Source organism: Synechocystis sp. PCC 7339, assembly GCF_019924095.1.
Classification (GTDB): domain Bacteria; phylum Cyanobacteriota; class Cyanobacteriia; order Cyanobacteriales; family Microcystaceae; genus Synechocystis.
This window is the reverse complement of the sequence record NZ_CP063659.1, coordinates 2,887,004-2,907,562: the sequence shown is the minus strand read 5'-3', so window position 1 is coordinate 2,907,562 and position 20,559 is coordinate 2,887,004. Positions and strand designations below refer to the sequence as shown.

The following is a 20,559-nucleotide window of genomic DNA, read 5'->3' as shown; positions in this document are numbered from 1 at the left end:
TGCTCAGTTTAAGCAGATTCAATTAGTTTTAGCCAAACTGTTACTTAGTTTTAATTTTACTAACTTCTTTAAAAATTTAAATTTAGCTAATGAACTTACCGATTGTTAACGAACGCAACCGCCCCGATGTGCCAAGGAAGGGAGTACAAAAAATTCGCACTGTGATTGAGGGCTTTGACGAAATTACCCATGGCGGTTTGCCCATTGGTCGTACTACCCTGGTAAGTGGCACCTCCGGTACCGGTAAAACCCTGCTGGCAGTGCAATTTCTTTATCAGGGGATCCAACACTTCGATTATCCAGGGCTATTTATTACCTTTGAAGAATCCCCCAGTGATATTATTGAAAATGCCTATAGCTTTGGTTGGGATTTACAGCAATTAATTGACGATGGCAAATTGTTTATTCTCGATGCTTCCCCGGATCCAGAGGGACAGGAAGTAGTGGGCACCTTTGACCTGTCGGCCCTCATTGAGAGAATTCAGTATGCCGTGCGGAAATATAAAGCCAAGTTAGTTTCCATTGATTCCGTCACAGCGGTATTTCAACAATATGACGCAGCTTCGGTGGTGCGGCGGGAAATTTTTCGTTTGGTGGCTCGGCTGAAACAATTACAAGTAACGTCGATCATGACTACGGAACGGGTGGAGGAATATGGCCCCATTGCCCGCTTTGGCGTCGAAGAATTTGTCTCCGATAACGTGGTGGTTTTGCGTAACGTTTTGGAAGGGGAACGGCGACGGCGCACCGTGGAAATCCTCAAACTGCGAGGCACCACCCACATGAAAGGGGAATACCCCTTCACCATTACCCACGACGGCATTAATATTTTTCCCCTGGGGGCCATGCGCCTCACCCAGAGGTCTTCCAATGCCCGAATTTCTTCGGGGGTAAAAACCTTGGACGAAATGTGTGGCGGCGGGTTTTTCAAAGATTCAATTATTTTGGCTACGGGGGCTACCGGCACCGGCAAAACCCTGTTAGTGAGCAAATTTTTACAGGAAGGTTGTCGCCAAGGAGAAAGGGCCATTTTATTTGCTTATGAAGAATCCCGGGCCCAACTTTCCCGTAATGCTTCTTCCTGGGGCATTGATTTTGAAGAAATGGAACATAAAGGTTTGTTAAAACTGCTTTGCACCTATCCGGAATCGGCGGGTTTAGAAGATCATTTGCAAATGATTAAGTCAGAAATATCCGAATTTAAACCCTCCCGCATTGCCATCGATTCCCTCTCTGCCCTGGCCCGGGGAGTGACGAATAATGCTTTCCGTCAATTTGTAATTGGGGTAACGGGCTACGCCAAACAGGAAGAAATTACTGGTTTCTTTACTAATACTACGGACCAATTTATGGGTGCCCATTCGATTACGGAATCCCATATTTCCACCATTACGGACACCATTTTGATGTTGCAGTATGTGGAGATCCGGGGGGAAATGTCCCGGGCATTGAATGTATTTAAAATGCGGGGTTCCTGGCATGATAAGGGTATTCGTGAATATAGCATTAGCCATGACGGCCCTGACATTCGGGATTCCTTCCGCAATTATGAACGAATTATTAGTGGTTCCCCCACCCGCATCAGTGTGGATGAAAAATCCGAGCTTTCCCGCATTGTTCGGGGTGTTAAGGATAAGACCGTTGAGTAGGGTTAAAAAGGGGAAGTCTTCCCATCCGATTCCCGTTTGGAAATGTAAGATGAGCAATGATTCAGGGGAGGTCTATGCAAACTAAAAACTAAATATTGCCACCAAAATCCAGACTGACTAGTAGATCGTTGAAGTCTCGATCGCCACCGCCAAACATATCTTCTACGCCGTAAAGGGATTGACCCAGGCGCATGAAATGATTTTCGTTGTCGGGATTAGCTTGTTCATACATAAAGAAGGCGTTAACACCACCGGGTCGGTTACCGGGGTTTTCCAGTAAAAATTGCTCAGTGGTTCCATTGGAGATGATGAACAAGCCGTAATTGGCCCCCGCTGTTAGCTGAGTGGTCTCCATTTTTTGGGAAAAATTGTCTGGGGCACTAAAGGTGATGCCTCCAGTCAGGGGATCCCGACCCTGGGCCATACGAACCGCTGCTTCTGCGTAGCCTGCTTGCCCTGGCAAAAAGTCTATGTTGCCATCGTTATTGTAATCAATACCCCCATTGGCATTGGCAAGTTTATATAAACCGAGGGTATTTTCAAAAGCGCCAGCCCGATGAATTTGAATATTCGTGGCGATCGCCTCCCCTGGCAAACCAGGGACAACGAGGGGGAGGGTAAAAACTTCGACGGCATATTTACCGTTGGGGGTATCCGCTGAAATCTGGGTAAAGCCTCGACTATCCTGGATTACCAACAAATTATTATCCTCAACGGAAAACATTTCGTTACTGTTTAAGTCAAGGATATAGGGGGTCAAACTATAGGCATCCTCAATGGTGACCTGGGAAAATGTGCCGACGGCTTTATGCTCGGTGGGAGCCAGGGAATTACCGGAAGTAATAACTTGTTGAGCCAGGGTTCGGTTTAAGGCCAAACTATCCGCCGGATCTGCTTCCACAACGGGGTTAAATAGACTCCGTTCACCGTTGCGAAAAACACCGGCTTGGCTTTCGAGGGCGACAAAGGCCGACCAGCCTTCATCGGTGGGATCATAGGCACCGACCAGCCCCCGGAAATCATCGTAATCAGTTTTAATGAAGCCGAACTCGAAATTGCCATTTGTGGGCAAGGACACAGCCCGCACCGTCAATGGTATTGGTTGGCCAAATCCATTTAAAAACCCTGAACCACTTAGTGGGGTTGCCAATCCCGGTGTTGTTTTCGCCAAAAGCCCGGACAATTCCACTTTGCCATCGGCCAGGCCATCTAGATCCGATGGTGCTCCGTCTTCGAGGTGCAGAAGAACCCGGTCAAATTTACCGTCATTATTGCTGTCGATTAATTCAGCGCCGACTTTACCGTCAAATAGGAATTCAGTCCAAATACCAGTGACGGGATCTTGTCTTAAAAAAGTATTTATTCCCTGGTGCTCCGGTAATAGATCAATGGCGATCGTGCTGCTATCCCCTGGTTCAACGGCTAGACTTAGCTTAAAACCTTCAGGGGCAATGCTATATTCCCAACCGGGAAGTGTGCTGGGAGTGAAAGTGGAAACATTCTTCAATATATCTCCGAATTCATCCAGATTAAATTGTCCCAAGGAAGTGCCGACTTCTCCGGTTAGGAAGACAATGTCATGGGAATCTTCTATGGCAACGGTGGCATCCCCGGCGGTATAAAGGATAAAATTGCCGTCTTCATCTTTCCTTTGTCCTTGTTGTTGCCAGTCATCATCGAGATAGATAGTTCCGTTGTCACCTTCGATGCGAAGTATATTTTCATCGGGAGCGATCGCCAGGATAGCGGCTTGATCAAGGACAATTTCCCCTGCATCGGCAAGTTGAAATATTTCAATGCTTTTAATGTTGATCGTCTCGCTTTCTGCCAGATTGAGCAATTGAATGCTCGCTAAAGTGTCGGTACCTCCGCCACCATCAATAAAATCATTTCCCAAACTCCAGTAGATAATGTCATCTCCGAGGCCGCCCAAGAGGGTGTCATCTCCCTCGCCGCCGCTGATTGTGTCATTGCCTTCTCCTCCATCTAAATAGACTCCGCCGAAACTATTGTTAGGGGAAGCTTGCAAAAGGTCGTTTCCTGCTCGGCCTAAAACTTTTGTGTAGGAACCTACAACAAAGGTATTATTGCCCCCCTCCATGGTGATAAGTTTAGGGTTGGCACTGATAAGCAGGTCGTCATCTCCAAAGCTGTCACCGCTTCCAGGGCTAATAATCAGGGAATTGAGGTTAATGGGATTATTTTTTTGGTACTCAAATATATCGAAGTCTTCCGGTAAATTAATCACTTGAAGCTGTTCAAGGGAATATTCAAGTACCTGTACCCGTTGGGTTTCTAAATGAACATCCCCAAATTGATTTTCAACTTTAAATTGCAGCCAATGTTCTCCTAGCTGGTCAACCGTCGGCTGCCAAATAAGTTGATTGGTCACTGGGTCATAGCTGGCCCCTTCCGGCAGAATTAGGGGAGTTACGGTTTCATTTTCAGCCTTGCTAACTTCACGGGTATAGGCTTCTCCCACCACCGCAATGTAGTCCCACTCATCACTATCCCCCAAGGCGATCGCCGCATCATAATTACCTGCCACCGCCAGGGATGTTTTCCCTACCGCCCCTAGGCGATTGCTGTCATCAACGGATTGAATTTGAAAGCGATACAATTCTCCTTCGGTCAGGCCATCAACAATGAGTCTATGATAGAAACGTCCGTCTTCCTCTTTATAAATAGTTACTAACCCGGAAGTAGGTTGAATACCGCTAAAGACCGGGTCAAGGGGATTGTCAAGAACTCCCGCAGGATTGTCAGACCAACGCACATTATAGTACTGGGGCTTAACGGTGTCGCTCCAGGTTACCGAAAACTTACCGTCCCCAATCCAGTTGGCGCTTAGATCCTCAACAACGAGTAAATCATTACCCCGACCCAACATCAAACCACCGATGGGACGGTTACTATCCGTAAATGAACCAGTGTTTGCTGCCAGATTGGGCCCACCGACAAAATAACGGACAGTGGGTACATTCTCCACATCATCCGCCGTCACAAAGAAGTGGTAGTCGCCCTGGGGAACATTGTTTAAAAACCAACGATAGGTTCCATTGCCGGTGCTAGGGTCATGGTCGATAGTGGCGAGGAGGGTGCCATTTTCCCCCTTACCATCGGTATCCATATAGAGATCAACTTTGACGCTATCGGAATCAGCATCGGCCACGGAGAAAACAATATCCACCCACTGACCGTTGGCATCCGGAATAATTTCCTCAATTTCCGCAACGGGGGCAATGGAATTTTCAAACATTTTGATTTGAATCGGCCCAAGATCCACCGGCTGAACTTGCCGCACTGTCCAAATTCCCGCCTGCGGTGCAACAATACCCAAGGAAATCCCTTGGTCACTACTAAGTTCCTCTACCAACATTACTTTGTCACCCCCAATAAAATCCTTGGAGGTGTAGACGGTGCCGTCGGGGGCCACCAGTTCAAATAGTGATGATGGATTTTCGATCATATTTTTTGACAGCCAACGGATGCTTACCGCTGACCATTTTCGTCCCTGACTAACGTCAAAAGATCGGGTCGGTAGTACATCACTAGAATGTTGTTGTTCGTAATCCGCTAAGGCCGTCTCCGATGTTGCTAGTTGACTAAATTCTTCAAAAGAATCGACCGCTCCCAAACCGCCAAAACCATCAATATCCTTGCCAATAATGACATCAACATTGCCGCCAAAAGTAATTCTGCTCCCCACTCGATCGCCGAAAAAAGGAGGAGCGAACTGCGGCCAAGTAATCCAAGACGCAACAAAACCATATTCAGGACGGAATTGAGCCGTTGGGTGGTAGGGAGCGGCATACTTCAGCATCGCCGTCGCGTCAGCAATGTCTTGTCCACCTACGAAAGGAATAAAACCTGGATATTTGCTGGATGCCGTTGCCCGGAGTTGAAAATTAAGCCTCGCGTCTATATTGAATAATCCATTTAGTACTACTACATCAAATGGCAGAGCCATACGAGTTTGGGATTGAAGCACCACCCCGTGACCTCGAACGGCGGAATCAATGTTTAGAAAAGTCCGATTTTGACCAATGGTGAATCCCAAAATACTCAACGAAGCGGCAATATCAATGCCCACCGGAATTTTTACCGTTACCCCACCATTAATCCTCAGGGCACTAATACCCTGACCTTTTTTGCTCCCTCCCAACCAATCCGGAAAATCGACTTCAAAGGATGGCCCCAGGGACACCCCAATTTGCCCATTGAGGTTAAAACTTTGCCCAGGGAGGAGAGGTGGAATATTTTCAAAGTTAGCTCCGATACGCTGGAGGTAAATTTGGGATTCAGGAGTGGACATCAATATGTTGAGATTGTCCGCATAGAGTCCAAAGGAGCTAATCTGCGAACCGCTAATCACACCGGCCTCATTGCGAAGAAAGCGGAACCCAAAGTTTCCTCCTAATTTTAAACTGTTCCAAGGACGGACTAGAACTTCTCCAGCTATCTTTCCTTCTAATTTGACAGTATCCATTTCAACAGTTAGAAGATTAATTCTAACAGCACCCATATCGAAGAATTGCAGTGATGCGAGAAACGCAATATCAACCACAGGATACTTGTCATAAATACGGATAAATCTTTGACCGGCAATATCTACCCCTACCGTTCCTAAACTGAATAAGTTAATATCTGATTTTCCTTGAATTTGAACATATCTGTCAACACTATTAATTTCTAGTGCAACGCCGGTAATCGAGCCAATTTTAAGTGGTTTTTTGGGATCGGGTTTTTGGGGATCAAAACCTGGTGGCGGCTCCTTGGGTTCAAACGTTGGAATATTAAATTCCCCCTTTTTTTTATACTGATAGTACCAGTTGAAAACATTGCCTAAATTCAAATCCGGTAATTGAATACGTCCGCCACTAACCTCTGGGGTGCCTCCAGGAAACGTCAAATCAAAGAAGGAACCAAAAGTTGGGATATTGATACCGGGAAAAATATCTGGAATCGCCCGATAGGAAACAGCACCTGCATTATTTTCACCACCAAAAATGGTAATATTTTGGTAATTGAGACCAATGATGTCCTGCACCGGGTCATAGCCGCCCTCAACACGCTCACTACGCTTTACCTTACCTTCCAACTTATTTTTCTTTGGATTTAATACGTCATCAAAAGCAATGGCTCCCCGAAAAAGCTTAAATCCTGTACTTCTATTATGAATGTTGAGAATTGTCCCTAGAGCGGCTATATTTTGAATCTTTCTTCCATCTTTTTCGTACTCTAAAACTTCAATAAAGCCGTCACTGGCACCGGTGCCTACTGAAATTAAGGGAGTATCGCCCCAAAAAAGCCTGGCATCATCATAGGTCGTTTTAGTCGCCTGTGTCCCATCTTCCAGGAAGGCGGTTTTTTGCCCGAGGAAATTACCAGTAAATCTAAATTTGTTAGTCATGACAAAAAAGATTATTTGCTTTTACTTTTACTTGCCAAAAATTAGGCTGTTAGTTTAAGTTTCGTGAATTTAGAATTTAAGAGTCTTGCCCTAACTATCGCTAGATGAATATCTTATAGGATTCATATAAAAACACACTTAAAAAAATATCATAAACCTCTCCTTGAGTCAAAATTATTTAATTTTTATCCGACTTAATGTTGTCTTAATATTCGCTTAATATTCTTTTAGTATCATTGGCAATGTTTATGATTTTTGAGGGCGCCCCAAATAACCTGTTCTAAGGTGACTTCAGTTCGTCTAATTGCCTAGGGCTATGAATTTACTAACTAATATCGAAGGAGGCATGTTGCCTCCCAGTCCTAAAATTGAACTTTATTAAAAAAGCTTTATCGTCGGGCAAGCATTCTGCGAATTTCAGCGTTCAACTCACGAAAAACTCCCTTGGGACTGACCGCATCTAACATCTTTACAATCAATTTGGTTTGTCCCATACTTAACTCTCGATTATTGGTAAGGGACTCTAATTTAACTTTGACAATATGATTGCGAATATCTTCTTCCGATGCTTTTTCCGCCACCATATTAGAAACAATTTTACTGGAATTGGCAAATTGAATAAAATCCTTGTTGAGCAAATCGTAGGAAAGTTCGCCTTTTTTATTAGTGTAAGCGGCGAGAATAGCTTCATATTCTTGACTACAAACTGTTTCTAGATCTTCGGGGGCATCGTCCTCAGCGGCATCGGGGGTATTTGTTGGAACTGAAGTTGTAGTCGTCATCGTTAGCCTAACTTTACCTCGCTTAGAATAGGGCAACCCGGAAGTTAGTTCCAATGCTTCTCGAAAAGCATCCACGGGAAATAATTCAGCTGGAATGTTGGCCGCAAGGTCTGGTTCCCCAGAAGCTTTATTAATGGTAGCTAATCCCGGTTGGTCGGTATCATAACGCAGGATCACAACGCCAGACTTACTTGGATCTCTGAGTTTTTGCCGATAGGCTACAGCTTCAATGGTGGAAAGTTCAACTAATTTAGTTCTGATCATTTTTATAGATATTTGTGATTGAAAAATGTTTTTGGATAATCTGAAAAATCAATTAATACCTGGTATTTTAACTGATTTCCCCAAAATTTATGCTATCAAAGCTTTGGAAGCTCGCCACGCATACTTAAGATCGTCGAGATGAGGAGCAAGACGACGCTGAACAAAGTTGATCATGGGAGTGTTATCAACATCTACACGAAATGTTGCCTTAGGAATTTCAGGTATTGCCCCAACTTGAATGTTGATAGCTGTGGCAAGCATAATCAAGCTTCGACTCAGGGGTTGAAAAGCTGGATCAACAAACATCTGAGTGTAGCGAATGGTATCAGGGGCAATGCGGTGGGTAATGATCCAACCAATAATTTCATTTTTATAACGTAGTCCCAAGCTGTTGAGAGATTCTAATTTTTTACTTTCAATAAAAGGATTAAACTTTTTAATGAGTGGATCAGTATCTATTTTGGCTTTAATTGCTTCTACGTCTACTTCAGTGAGGTTAGACCAAGGGAAAAGTGAAAATTCAACAGGAAATTTAGCAGATAGTTTTTCAAAATTTCTCAAAAGACTTGCATTCTGAATTTTTTTTGTATTTCCATAGCAAATCAACGCTGTTTTTGTCGACTTTTCCCAATGACAACTCGCAAGCATTTGTTCGATAAATACCTGATTGGGATTATCGAGATAACCCAAGGACACTTTTTCACAACTACGATGTATTAGTTCATTTTCCAACGATTGCAGTAGCGCAGTACCGATTCCCCGTTGACGATATTCGGGAATGACAAATAGCGAACAAATCTCGGCAACTTTTTTTTCCTCGTAAATAGCATCTTTAGCCAGAATGAGACCAACAGGATTACTCCCAATTTCTAGACCGAAAGCAATCCAAGAGTTATCCTCAGAGATGTGTAAGAGATGAGATTGATAGGCTGGGTAGGTTAATTCTTTAAAGCGTATGACCGAGACACTGTCAAGTTGAACAGGTTCATACATGGAAGATTAGCTCAAAGAAATTTAGTGATGATCGCTACAGGGTCAGAAAAGTATTCAAAAACTTACCAATCCCTAAATATAAAGCCAAAGAATTCAAATCCCCCAAAAAAAGCGGGGGATTCAAAATGGCAATAAAAACTTCATACATAGACCCTAAAATTAAACCAATACGCAAGCAAAATACTACGTTTATAGTTTATTTAGAGACATTATAAAGACCAATTCAAAAATTAATATTTAATTGGGTTGAAAAGCACACTACCACCACAAACAACTTCTAACTCTGAGTCAGAAAGTTCGCGGTACTTGGGAGCGGTGGACTGGGATTTTGTTTCTTGACGTTGTACAGACTTTTCAATTTTAGACATGGGAGTATTCCTCAAAAATGTTTAACTAGCAACCAGAATTTCACTTGACGAAAATGTAAAACAGACAAATAGAGTCAGCTTTATCGCAAAAATTTACAAAAAATGCCTGCCTAAGCGTTTTTAACCGCAGATTCAGGAGATTGAACGTTATGAAAATTACAATCTATATTCACGCCACCACAAACAACTTCCAACTGAGCGTCAGAAAGTTCGCGGTATTTAGTGGCGCTGGACTGAAATTTTGTTTCTTGACGTTGTACAGACTTTTCAACTTTAAACATGGAATTGAGCCTCAGATGGTATTTAGGAGTGAACCGATACCTGAAGGCTAACAGGAGTGATTTAACAAGAGATTAAATTTAGATTAAGTTTTTGTTATTTTCTGTTTACTTAGATATTGATAGAATGCGGTAACGAAAAAACATAATTGTATTAACTACTACATTGAATTTGTAATTTGAAATGGAATGAATTATAAGTAATTTCACTCAAGCAAAATGTACTCATCAAGAAAATCGTGTTACTTGCATGGCTAAATATCAGTGGATTCAGCAACAAAGTGGCGAGGACTGCGCGGCGGCAAGTTTGGCCATCATTGCAAAACATTACGGACGTAACATCAGAATCAATAAAATTAGATCGCTGGTGGGGACTCGGCAAGGGGGAACCACCTTACTTGGGCTTAAATATGGGGCCCAGGAACTTGGATTTATTACCTCAGCCATCCAAGCAGAACCCGAAATCCTTGATGAGCTTGATGAATGGACTTTACCGGCGATTATTTTTTGGAAAGGCTATCATTTTGTTGTTTTGTACGGGCAGGAAAAAGATAAATACGTCATTTCAGATCCGGCGATCGGAGTGCGCTATCTAGACCGCCAAGAGGTAATTAAGGGTTGGCAGGGGGGCATGATGCTCCTATTAGAGCCAGATCCCAAAGGATTTATCTCTCAATTTGATGAAGAGCCGGTTCATCCCGTCGATAATCTCTTAAAGCGACTGTGGGAATATCGAGAAATTTTCAGCAAATTATTGCCACTAAATTTAGCTGTTGGTATTTTTTCCCTATCCACACCCTTATTACTTAAATTTTTAACAGATAGTGTTCTGACTAAATCAGATAGTCAAAGATTAACCTGGGTTGCCCTTGGCGTTATTGTGATTGCGGTGGTTAATGCTATTTGTTCATTTTTACAATCGAATCTCGTTGCATCGTTTGCAGAAGAATTACAAAAAGGTCTCAAACTAGAATTTGGCTTACAAATCTTGAATTTGCCCATTACCTACCATGAAGCCCGACGCAGTGGTACGGCAATTCGTCGTCTTTCCGATATTCAACGCATTAATTTATTAGTTTCTCAGTTAGTTATAGATCTGCCCATTAAAGCCTTTATCGGTCTTGTGGCCCTTGGTTTTATCGTCTTTTATAGTTGGCAGTTAGCGGTAATCGTAGCGGCGATCGGGGTCATTATGACCTTATCAACCATTGCTTTTCAGCCCATTGTTCGCCAGACGACCTACCGTTCTATTACCATGGCGGGGGAAAATGCTGGACTCCTAGCTGAATCATTTAATGGAGCTTTGACAACCAAAACAACGACTGCTTCTCCCCAATTATGGCTGGAAATTCAACATCGCTTACAACGGGAATTTAAGCTCAATTACCGCACGGCTCAAATTCGCATTATCAATAATACCTTTTCCCAATTGATGGCGGGGGTGGGCACAGTCATTATGCTTTGGTATGGCAGTGTTTTGGTTTTTGGTAATCAACTTAGTATTGGTCAACTTATTGCCATTTACGGTCTGCAACAAAGTTTTTTATCATTGATTACAACTTTAGTACAATTTTTCATTGACTTTACCCAAGTTAAAGCTATAGCAAAGGACGAGATAGTTAGGACAGTTCTCTCAACGCTATATCCAATGCAGAAATCAGCGATTCTCCATTACTAACAAGTTGGGAAACATAACGTTTTAGTCTCGCCCAGAACTTCTCAATTTTGTTCAAGTCTGGTGAATATGGTGGTAAAAATATAACCTCACACCCAGCTTTTGCTACCAATGCCTTTATTCTTTCTTTCGGATGAAAGCTTGCATTATCCATGATTAGTATCTGACCTGGTATTAACTCTGGTAATAACATTTCTTCTATCCACGTGCATACTACTTGAGCGTTACAGTATCCTTCAAATATCATTGGAGCTATTGTTGTTCCATTCCACCAACAACTTATTATGCTGACTCTCTTGGTTCTATGTCCTAATTTGCTCGCCTTTAATCTCTCTGATTTATGACAGTACCCATAGGGGTAGTCTAGAGTGTCATCTAGACCGGCTTGATCCATATAAATCAGTTTTTCTGCCGCATATTGCTTGATTTCATCTTCAAATGCCTTTCTCTCTTCCTCTTCTATTTCCCTGTAAATATAAGTTTTTTTTTCTAGTAAACCCTATTTTCTTTAGAGCCTTACTTATTCTTATTCTACTTACAGGCTCTGGCCATTTTTCTGCCATTTGTTTTTGCGTTAAATGACCGTTCTCCTCCGCAAATTCTCTGAATTTATCCAAATCATCTATTTTCGGTCGTGGACCACGCTCATAATCTCTCTTCGCGGCTACACTTCCTGTTTCTTTCTTCTTTTTTATCCATAGGTCTAAGGTGTTGCGACTAATGTTCAGTGTTCGGCAGACATGGCTTTTCTTCTCTCCTTTTTCTACTGCACTTACCGCTTTCTCTCTTAGATCTACACTGTAGGGGGCTGGCATCGCTTTTTTCCTAACTCTTTCCATACATTATGTCCTAATCTTAGCAATCTTTGCTATATTACTAGACTCCTGGCGGAATTATTTGAGTATGAACCAGAAAATCAAGGGGATGATCTCAAGGACTCCATTGAAATTTATCCCCAGGACGACATTGATTGTCAAAATATTAGCTTTTACTATCCCGGTCGAATCAAGTTGATAGAAGACCTGTCCGTTACCATCCCCGGCGGTAAAGTTGTCGGCTTTATCGGAAAATCAGGCTGTGGAAAAAGTACCTTAGCAAAAATCTTGACTGGTCTTTATTCAGTGCAAGCTGGAGAAATTAATATTGGGAACCATAGCTTCGGGAATTTTTCTTTGATTTGCTTACGAAAACAGGTTGTGCTGGTTTCCCAGGATGCCTTTTTCTTCCATCGTTCCATTACTGACAATTTTCGATTGAGTTCCCCCGACATCACTCTAGAGCAAGTGATATCAGCCTGTAAAATTGCCCAAGCCCATGAATTTATTAGTCAATTTCCCGAACAATATGAAACGATCCTCGGTGCAGTGGCGGCAAATATTTCCGGGGGACAAAAACAACGCTTGGCGATCGCCAGGGCAATTGTAAACGATCCCCCCATTCTGATTTTGGATGAGTCGACAGCCAATCTCGATCCTATGACCGAAGCTGAAGTACTAACTAGTTTGCTTACCAAACGTCAAGGAAAAACTACGATTCTAATTAGCCATCGCCCTAAGGTTATCAATTGTGCAGATTGGATTATTTTTTTGCAATCAGGAAAAGTAAAATTTAGCAATACAATAGAAAATTTTCGTTCTGAATTTGGAAATGCCTCTGATTTTTTATCTCCTTAAACCGAGTTTATAATGCGTTTACATCCTGTTTAAGAAGAATTTATTTATGATCAGAAGAGCATTAAAATCGAGAAAATAGACAATATTTCCTTAAGGTAGGTGGACATTAAAGAGTGACGCCAAAGTCAAAATTAAGCATAAAAATGCACTAGCCCATGGTGTTGCAGCGAATTACCTGATAAATCTCTCAATACTCTCCGACTGGAGACTAATGAGGAGGCGTCGATCGCCGATCAATTATATTTTTGAAGGTATGATTAGTGGGATTGTCAACAAGCTAAGGTACTGGCACTGAGGCTATAACCGTGGTTTTCTTTCCTAATGGGCATCGAGCAAAATAGTCCTATGGATTTGTCCCTCTGGATGGCGGTGGGGCTAGCGGCAACTTATCTAGGGGCTGTGGTGTTAACGGCGGAACTGCTTAACCGTCTTTCCCCCAGTCCAGCGGAGGTAACCCGCAAAATTGTCCACATCGGCGCAGGGCAGGTGGTATTAATTGCCTGGTGGTTAGACATTCCCGGTTGGGTGGGGGCGATCGCCGGTGTTTTTGCCGCTGGCATTGCATTGCTGTCCTATCGTTTACCAATTTTACCCAGCTTGGAAAGTGTTGGCCGTCATAGTTACGGCACTTTGTTTTACGCCCTGAGCATTGGCCTATTGGTGGGGGGATTTTTCTCTGTGGGGCTGCCGGTGTTTGCGGCGATCGGCATTTTAGTCATGGCCTGGGGCGATGGAATGGCGGCCCTGGTGGGACAAAAATGGGGACGTCACCGCTACGAAGTCTTTGGTTTCCGCAAAAGTTGGGAAGGCACTCTCGTCATGGTGTTGGCTAGTTTTTTGGTCACAGTTGCACTCCTGGGTTACACCTTTGGCTTCACAGCTAGTTGCTTCGTTGTTGCCGGGATGGTGGCGATCGCCAGTGCGGGGCTGGAGAGCTTTTCCCGTTGGGGCATTGATAACCTAACTGTTCCCATGGGCAGTGCTTTGATCGCCTTTGGCGGTAGTTATCTCTGGCTGGGATAATGCCTGGGGTGAATGGTTAAAATACAAACACCACCTTGCTTTTTCACCATGGTTATTGCCCTTCCCCAGCCGGTTAATTTACCCAGCACTAATGTCCGTTTGTCCATCCAAGCGCTACACGGTCAATTGATCCAATGGCGACGGCAATTGCATCAATACCCAGAATTGGGCTTTCAAGAGCAGTTAACGGCGGCCCGCATTGCCGAAACTCTTACTAAGCTAGGGATTCCCCACACTCCAGGCATTGCCAAAACCGGCATTATGGCAGTGGTTGACAGTGGTAAACCAGGGCCCGTGTTGGCCATCCGGGCCGATATGGATGCTCTGCCGGTGACAGAAGAAAATGAAGTGGATTACCGTTCCCTCCACCCAGGCAAAATGCACGCCTGCGGCCACGACGGTCACACGGCGATCGCCTTGGGGACAGCGCAATATTTGGCGGAACATCGGGATAGCTTTCGGGGGCAGGTAAAATTCTTATTTCAGCCAGCGGAGGAAGGCCCCGGCGGTGCCAAACCCATGATTGAGGCGGGGGTGTTGGAAAATCCAGCCGTGGATGCCATTGTGGGCCTACATCTGTGGAACGATTTGCCCGTGGGCACGGTGGGCATCAAACCAGGGCCAGTGATGGCAGCGGTGGAACATTTTGAATGTCAACTGTTCGGTCAGGGGGGCCACGGAGCCATGCCCCACCAAACTGTTGATACCCTGGTGATTAGTGCACAGATTGTCATGGCCTTGCAAGGCATTGTGGCCCGTAATTTAAATCCCCTCCAGTCCGCCGTGGTCACCGTGGGGCAGTTGCAATCCGGTACGGCCTTTAACGTCATCCCCGACAGTGCCTATTTCCGGGGTACAGTGCGCTACTTTGACCCCAGTTTTGCGGGCTATTTTGCCCGACGCATCGAAGAAATTATCAAGGGCATTTGCCAGAGTCACGGGGCTAACTACCAATTCACCTACGAAAATATCTATCCCCCCGTGGTCAACGATCGCCGTTTGGCGGATTTAGTGCGATCGGCGGCGGCGGATGTGTTACTCACCGATGACCATCTACAACCGGATTATCAAACCCTAGCAGGGGAAGATATGTCATTTTTCCTCCAGGCAGTGCCAGGTTGTTACTTCCTTTTAGGGTCTGCCAATAGCGACCTTGGTTTGGACTATCCCCACCACCATCCCCGCTTCAATTTTGATGAGGCAGTATTGCCAGTGGGGGTAGAGTTATTTGTCCGTTGTGTGGAACGGTTTTGCAATGCCTAGAAGCTGAAAGTGGTACGAATCACCCCCATCACCAGGGTGCCATTGGCGTTGTTGTAATCAGCATTGGGCACCACTACAATGCCCGGGGTAATGGAAAGATTGTCATTCACGGCCCACTGGAAAAACCCTTCTAGGTGGAGGGAACTGTCAATGTCGGTGCTGGTAACGTCATCGGGAAAGACGATGGAACTACTGCTCACCCAGGGTTGCATGCCCACAATAATCCCTGCCATGTTACCTTCCTTGATAATGTCGGGGAAAGCCAAAGTCACTGCCCAATTCCAAATGTCTAAACTGCCCCTACCAATGCTGGCATCTACCAGATCAATGGAGTTGAGGGTGCGGGCTTTGGTAAGGCCTCCCCAGCCTCCCAGGACAAAATGGTCACTTAATTGCCAAGAAAAAGCGGCTCCATAGGCGTTGTGGGAAGTTTTGGCTGCTTCGCCAAAGGTGGTTTCGGTGAAGTAGCGGAAGTTAGAGCGCTGGCTACCAGTGCTGGTGTCCAGGGTATTGTAGCCATAGCCATAGGTTAAAGCTAGGGTCAGATTGTCACTGAAGTCGTAGTTTAACTGGGCGATCGTGCCAAAACTACCGTTGAATAGTCCTTCTCCCTGGGAAGGATCATTACCAGCGGGGGCCAGGTAACCAAGGCTGAATTGTAATTTATCCCAGGTGCCCTGGAGGGCCGCCCCGGTGCCTTCCCCTAGAAAATAGATAGGGCTACGGGTACCAAAGGCCGTCAACGCTCCAAAGGCTCCATCCCCGTCCAACACGTTAATGGTATTGGTGAAATCGTCGAAAGCCCCCCCGGCTCCCATGGCCCACAGACGAATATTTTCCGTGGCAGGAAAAGTATAGTACAAAACACTGTTGCTGAGGTTGCCATCTTCCGGTTCCGTTGCCCCTAACACTGGCTGAAAAGTACCGGCGATGGGGCCATAGTCTTCTAAATTGCCACTGGATAGACGAATGAACAGATCGTCATCTCCCCGAAAGCTTGTATTGAGCTCCAGGCGGGTGCGGTAACCCAAGGTGGTATTTCTGGTGATCGATTCAGTGCCATTATTTTTGTCGCCGCTGACAATGCCGCTCAGGGCGGTTACCACCTGCCCACTTAATTTGGTGGTGGTGGAAAATTGATGATCTTCTAAGTAAGCTGTGCGGACTTCCAGATTATCGATGCGGGTTCCCAGGGCCGCTAATTCTCCCTGAAATTCTTGAGCTAAGCGTTTCAGCTTATCAACGTCTTCCCGTAAAACCGCTACGTTTTCCTGGATTAACCGCTCCATCACGTTGATGCAGGCATTTAGCCCCGCAGCAAACTCCCAACGGGATAGGGCCCGATCGCCGCGAAAAGTCCGGTCAGGGTAACCAACGATGCAACCATAGCGCTCCACTAAAGTTTTCAATGCTTCGTAGGCCCAGGCGGTGGGCTGCACATCTCTGAGCTCCGAGACGGAAGTGATTTGTCCCATTGGATTCATATCTTCCAAGGATTGACCGAACTCCCAACGCTCCATCTTGTCGACTGGTTCGGCTAAAGCTTCTCCCTCTCCCCCGGCGATCGCCATCAGGGCACCTAAACCCCACACTAGTGACAGTTTTTTTAACATACGAGTCCTCACACTCCAAGGAATAGCCGACAAATTATTGAGAATATAGGCAAGAAGTCAGAGCGAAAGCAATGCCCTTCCTCCCCATACCCAAAAATTGCCCCAGGCTAGCTTTAACAATGATAATCATTATCACAGTATAATATTTTCCGCCATTTATGGTGAGCATTTCCACCAAGCCCATCGGACTGGAATCTTTATTGGCTAAGTCCTAGTGATTTTTTCACCTGCACGAATAAATGGAGGGATAACGGCTCAGACAGCTTTTTTCCTTTGTTAATCTCCTTAGACAAAGCCATGATTTGGCTCGCCCATTTTCTCCAAATCGCCAAAAGCAAACTGACAAAGATTGAAGAAGCTTATTAAAAAAGACAGAGCCAACTAATTGGCAAATCAGATATAAAGAAGTCCCCTGAGTCGAGAATCCCAACAAAACAGCCCTTGTCGTGGGATGCCAATAAAACTTAATGAATTTTTTTAAAGCTAAAGGCCATTTTCCTCGCAAAACGTCCCCCCGTGCGTAAAATGGGGACTAAAGTTTTGTCACGTCCCTGACGAAATTCTTTAACAGGAGAATTCAATACCAATGGCTGAATCTAACCAAGTTGTACAAGCCTATAACGGCGATCCTTTTGTGGGGCACCTTTCCACCCCCATTTCCGACTCCGCTTTTACCCGCACTTTTATCGGTAACTTACCCGCCTACCGCAAGGGTCTTTCCCCCATCCTCAGAGGTTTGGAAGTGGGTATGGCCCACGGCTACTTTCTGATTGGCCCCTGGACCCTGCTCGGCCCCCTGCGGGATTCTGAGTACCAGTACATTGGTGGTCTGATCGGAGCTTTGGCTTTGATCCTGGTGGCCACCGCTGCCCTTAGTAGCTATGGTTTAGTTACTTTCCAAGGGGACCAGGGTACCGGCGACACTCTGCAAACAGCCGATGGTTGGAGCCAATTTGCCGCTGGCTTTTTTGTAGGTGGTATGGGAGGTGCCTTTGTGGCTTACTTCCTGCTGGAAAACCTCAGCGTTGTGGATGGGATTTTCCGGGGTCTATTTAACTAAATAACCTTATAACCTTTAAACTGTTTCGACTTTGCCGTTGCCACAACGGTCCGAGCTTACAATCATCCAATTAATAAGGAGTATTAACTAATGGACGGTTCCTACGCTGCATCTTACCTGCCTTGGATTTTGATTCCTATGGTGGGTTGGTTATTCCCTGCTGTGACCATGGGGTTGCTTTTCATTCACATTGAAAGTGAAGGTTAGGCTGGGAAGGTTTGAAGACTAACAGTCTTTTGATCAAAAATGTCTAACCATCTTCGGGTGGGTCAGGATTTCTCCGTTATGCGGGGGATTGGACATTTTAATTTGTTACTCCGCCAGCGGGTGGGGTATTTTTTTTGTGGGCTTATCAAAGGCTTGTGTAGTTTTTAATGGATATTTTGGCAAGATGACTGAACCGATTCGTTTACTAATTGCCGCCAGTGGCACGGGGGGGCATCTTTTTCCGGCTCTGGCCATGGCTCAAAAGTTACCGGACTATGAAATTACCTGGTTGGGGGTGCCCGATCGCCTGGAGAATACATTGGTGCCCCGACAATATCCCCTCGAAACTATCCCGGTGGAAGGTTTCCAGGGGCGGCCCAGCTTAAAAACAGTCAAAATTGGCTGGAACCTGTTGCGGTCGGTATTTACAGTCAGAAAATTGATCAAAAGTAAGCAAATTAATGCTGTGGCGACTACGGGTGGTTATATTGCAGCGCCGGCCATTGTGGCAGCCAAATTATGCGGCATTCCAGTAATTTTTCATGAATCTAACTTCATTCCTGGCAAAGTAACCACTTGGTTGGGTCGTTGGTGCAATAAAGTGGCGATTGGTTTTCGGGGCACAGCCAAATATTTGCCCAACTGTACAACGGTGTGGATCAGTACCCCTGTGCGAGAGCAGTTTTGCCAACCCCAGCCCTTAGACCTGTCCATCCCTGCGGGCAGACGTTTAATTGTGGTAGCAGGCGGTTCCCAGGGGGCAGTGACAGTAAACCAAAAAGTCCGTAGTTGTGTGCCGGCTTGGGTTAATGCGGGGGCATTTATTGTCCATTTAACCGGCAAGAACGATCCGGAGGCAGTCACCTTTAGCCATGACCATTATCTCTCCCTAGAATTTTTTGATAACATGGCGGCGCTTTTGCAGAGGGCAGACCTAGCCATTAGCAGAGCCGGAGCTGGCACCCTAACCGAACTGGCTGTCACGCAGACCCCCTCAATTTTAATTCCCTATCCCTTTGCGGCGGAAAATCATCAGATGTACAACGCCCAGGTATTTGTTGATGCGGGGGCGGCCCTAATGTTTGCCCAAAAATCCCTCACAGCGGCACAGTTGGAGCAAGCCGGGCTCGAACTCCTCCAGAATCCAGAAAAGTTGGCTACCATGGCCAAAGCTGCTGATCCATTGGCTGACCTCGATAGTGCAGAACAGTTAGCGGCGATCGTCCGGGCATCGGTGGAAAAATCCCGCTGATATCGACGAAGCCTGCTGAGACGTAGTTACCGGGTTTATGTGAACAGAGGGTTACCTAACAAAAATATTTAGAATATCTGGCAGAAAAGAGTCCCTGGTAAGCAGTCATTCTTAACTAAGTGAGTTACATTGAATAACCTAGGTAGGTAAATAAACCCACTCAAAAATTTCTGGATCCTATCTCCGTCCTCGCTCCCCACTATGACTACGACAGAATTAACTGCGGCCACTCTAGCTCAACTTCAGCAAGAAATTAATCGGTTGCAACGGGAAAACGATGACCTTCATATTGCCTTGACCACGATCGCCGAACATGGGGACATGATCGAGTCATTGCTGAATGAAACCAATGTCAAGCTCAGAAGTGAAATTGTGGAACGACAGCGGGCAGAAGCGAAGTTACAAAATATCCTCAGCTTAATTTCCAGGGAAAAGGAAGACCTAGAGATTATTGTGGAAACCATCATGCAACATGGGGACGTGGTGGACGCCCAATGGCGACAAAAGCTAGGGGAAACGGCAGAACTCCTCAACCTCGATAGCCTCACCCAGGTATCCAACCGCCGTCACTTTGACCTCCATCTTGCCCAACAATGGGAACGGGCCATGGATGACCAAGGGGCGATCGCCTTAGTTTTTTGTGACATCGATCATTTCAAACAATTCAACGACCTCTATGGTCACCTCAGTGGGGATGACTGTTTACGGCGCATTGCCAAAACCCTCAGTTCCACCCTCCGCAACCCTTTCGATCTTTTTGCCCGCTACGGTGGCGAAGAATTTGCCGTAATTTTGCCCCAGGTGACCGGTGAAGCCGCCCAACAGATTGCCAAACGGATGCAATCATCCCTGGCCATGCTAGAGATTCCCCACCACCATTCCCCCACCAGCGAATTCGTCACCATGTCCTTTGGCATCGGTCGCCTGTATCCCCAGCCAGGGCAATCCCCCCTAGACCTAATTGCCCAAGCGGACGAAAATCTTTACAAGGCAAAACGCCAGGGCCGCAATTGTATTGTCGGCCATTGATTTTTCTATAAACCCAG

At 45.4% G+C, this 20,559-nt stretch carries 17 protein-coding genes; 9 read left to right on the top strand and 8 right to left on the bottom strand.

The features are described 5' to 3' along the window. Positions 1-89: 89 nt before the first annotated feature. Entirely contained in the window at positions 90-1,649 is a 1,560-nt protein-coding gene (gene kaiC / locus IQE94_RS13760) for a circadian clock protein KaiC (protein ID WP_194015373.1), read from the top strand. Between the two features lie 88 nt (positions 1,650-1,737). On the opposite strand, the gene IQE94_RS13755 is transcribed toward kaiC, so the two are convergent. The 5 genes from IQE94_RS13755 to IQE94_RS13735 all read right to left on the bottom strand — a co-directional run bounded on the left by IQE94_RS13755 (position 1,738) and on the right by IQE94_RS13735 (position 9,750). Further along, a complete protein-coding gene (locus tag IQE94_RS13755; protein WP_223342147.1) occupies positions 1,738-7,062 on the bottom strand; it encodes a DUF4114 domain-containing protein in 5,325 nt (1,774 codons plus the stop codon). A 389-nt stretch (positions 7,063-7,451) separates the two neighbouring features. Continuing rightward, a complete protein-coding gene (locus IQE94_RS13750) occupies positions 7,452-8,108 on the bottom strand; it encodes a hypothetical protein (protein WP_212720944.1) in 657 nt (218 codons plus the stop codon). 87 nt (positions 8,109-8,195) lie between these two features. After that, positions 8,196-9,101 (bottom strand): GNAT family N-acetyltransferase, encoded by a 906-nt coding sequence (locus IQE94_RS13745; RefSeq protein WP_223342146.1) that lies wholly within the window; start codon positions 9,099-9,101, stop codon positions 8,196-8,198. Positions 9,102-9,331: 230 nt separating this feature from the next. After that, positions 9,332-9,469 carry a hypothetical protein gene (locus IQE94_RS13740; RefSeq protein WP_194015369.1) on the bottom strand — a complete coding sequence of 46 codons (138 nt, stop codon included), beginning with the start codon at positions 9,467-9,469 and terminating at the stop codon, positions 9,332-9,334. Positions 9,470-9,579: 110 nt separating this feature from the next. Beyond that, positions 9,580-9,750, bottom strand: coding sequence for a hypothetical protein (locus IQE94_RS13735; protein WP_212720945.1), 171 nt, complete (start codon positions 9,748-9,750; stop codon positions 9,580-9,582). A 247-nt stretch (positions 9,751-9,997) separates the two neighbouring features. Here IQE94_RS13735 and IQE94_RS13730 point away from each other — a divergent pair, with 247 nt between their 5' ends. After that, positions 9,998-11,425 (top strand): peptidase domain-containing ABC transporter, encoded by a 1,428-nt coding sequence (locus tag IQE94_RS13730; protein ID WP_223342145.1) that lies wholly within the window; start codon positions 9,998-10,000, stop codon positions 11,423-11,425. Here IQE94_RS13730 and IQE94_RS13725 read toward each other — a convergent pair. Next, the gene (locus IQE94_RS13725; protein WP_249214025.1) at positions 11,367-11,849 is read right to left on the bottom strand and encodes an IS630 family transposase; all 483 of its coding nucleotides are present in this window, start codon (positions 11,847-11,849) and stop codon (positions 11,367-11,369) included. The genes IQE94_RS13730 and IQE94_RS13725 overlap by 59 nt on opposite strands. Before the next feature lie 7 nt (positions 11,850-11,856). Beyond that, a complete protein-coding gene (locus IQE94_RS13720) occupies positions 11,857-12,261 on the bottom strand; it encodes an IS630 transposase-related protein (protein ID WP_223341982.1) in 405 nt (134 codons plus the stop codon). Between the two features lie 171 nt (positions 12,262-12,432). Between IQE94_RS13720 and IQE94_RS13715 the strand changes: the two genes are divergently transcribed. The 3 genes from IQE94_RS13715 (at position 12,433) to IQE94_RS13705 (ending at position 15,381) form a co-directional block, all read left to right on the top strand. Then, entirely contained in the window at positions 12,433-13,095 is a 663-nt protein-coding gene (locus IQE94_RS13715; protein ID WP_223342144.1) for an ATP-binding cassette domain-containing protein, read from the top strand. 321 nt (positions 13,096-13,416) lie between these two features. Continuing rightward, positions 13,417-14,118: a diacylglycerol/polyprenol kinase family protein gene (locus IQE94_RS13710; protein ID WP_212720949.1), complete on the top strand. Its 702-nt coding sequence runs from the start codon at positions 13,417-13,419 to the stop codon at positions 14,116-14,118. A 48-nt stretch (positions 14,119-14,166) separates the two neighbouring features. Continuing rightward, positions 14,167-15,381, top strand: a complete 1,215-nt coding sequence (locus tag IQE94_RS13705) for a M20 family metallopeptidase (RefSeq protein ID WP_212720950.1) — start codon at positions 14,167-14,169, stop codon at positions 15,379-15,381. Here IQE94_RS13705 and IQE94_RS13700 read toward each other — a convergent pair. After that, a complete protein-coding gene (locus tag IQE94_RS13700; protein ID WP_223342143.1) occupies positions 15,378-16,994 on the bottom strand; it encodes an iron uptake porin in 1,617 nt (538 codons plus the stop codon). The two genes, IQE94_RS13705 and IQE94_RS13700, sit on opposite strands and share 4 nt — an antisense overlap. 586 nt (positions 16,995-17,580) lie before the next feature. On the opposite strand from IQE94_RS13700, the gene IQE94_RS13695 reads away from it, so the two are divergent. From IQE94_RS13695 to IQE94_RS13680, 4 genes are all read left to right on the top strand, one after another. After that, positions 17,581-18,054: a photosystem I reaction center protein subunit XI gene (locus tag IQE94_RS13695; RefSeq protein WP_212720954.1), complete on the top strand. Its 474-nt coding sequence runs from the start codon at positions 17,581-17,583 to the stop codon at positions 18,052-18,054. 90 nt (positions 18,055-18,144) lie between these two features. Further along, a complete protein-coding gene (locus tag IQE94_RS13690; RefSeq protein ID WP_028948017.1) occupies positions 18,145-18,261 on the top strand; it encodes a photosystem I reaction center subunit VIII in 117 nt (38 codons plus the stop codon). Between the two features lie 184 nt (positions 18,262-18,445). Beyond that, entirely contained in the window at positions 18,446-19,513 is a 1,068-nt protein-coding gene (murG, locus tag IQE94_RS13685; protein WP_223342142.1) for an undecaprenyldiphospho-muramoylpentapeptide beta-N-acetylglucosaminyltransferase, read from the top strand. A gap of 201 nt (positions 19,514-19,714) precedes the next feature. Beyond that, positions 19,715-20,542, top strand: a complete 828-nt coding sequence (locus tag IQE94_RS13680; protein ID WP_212720958.1) for a diguanylate cyclase — start codon at positions 19,715-19,717, stop codon at positions 20,540-20,542. The last annotated feature ends 17 nt before the right edge of the window (positions 20,543-20,559 follow it).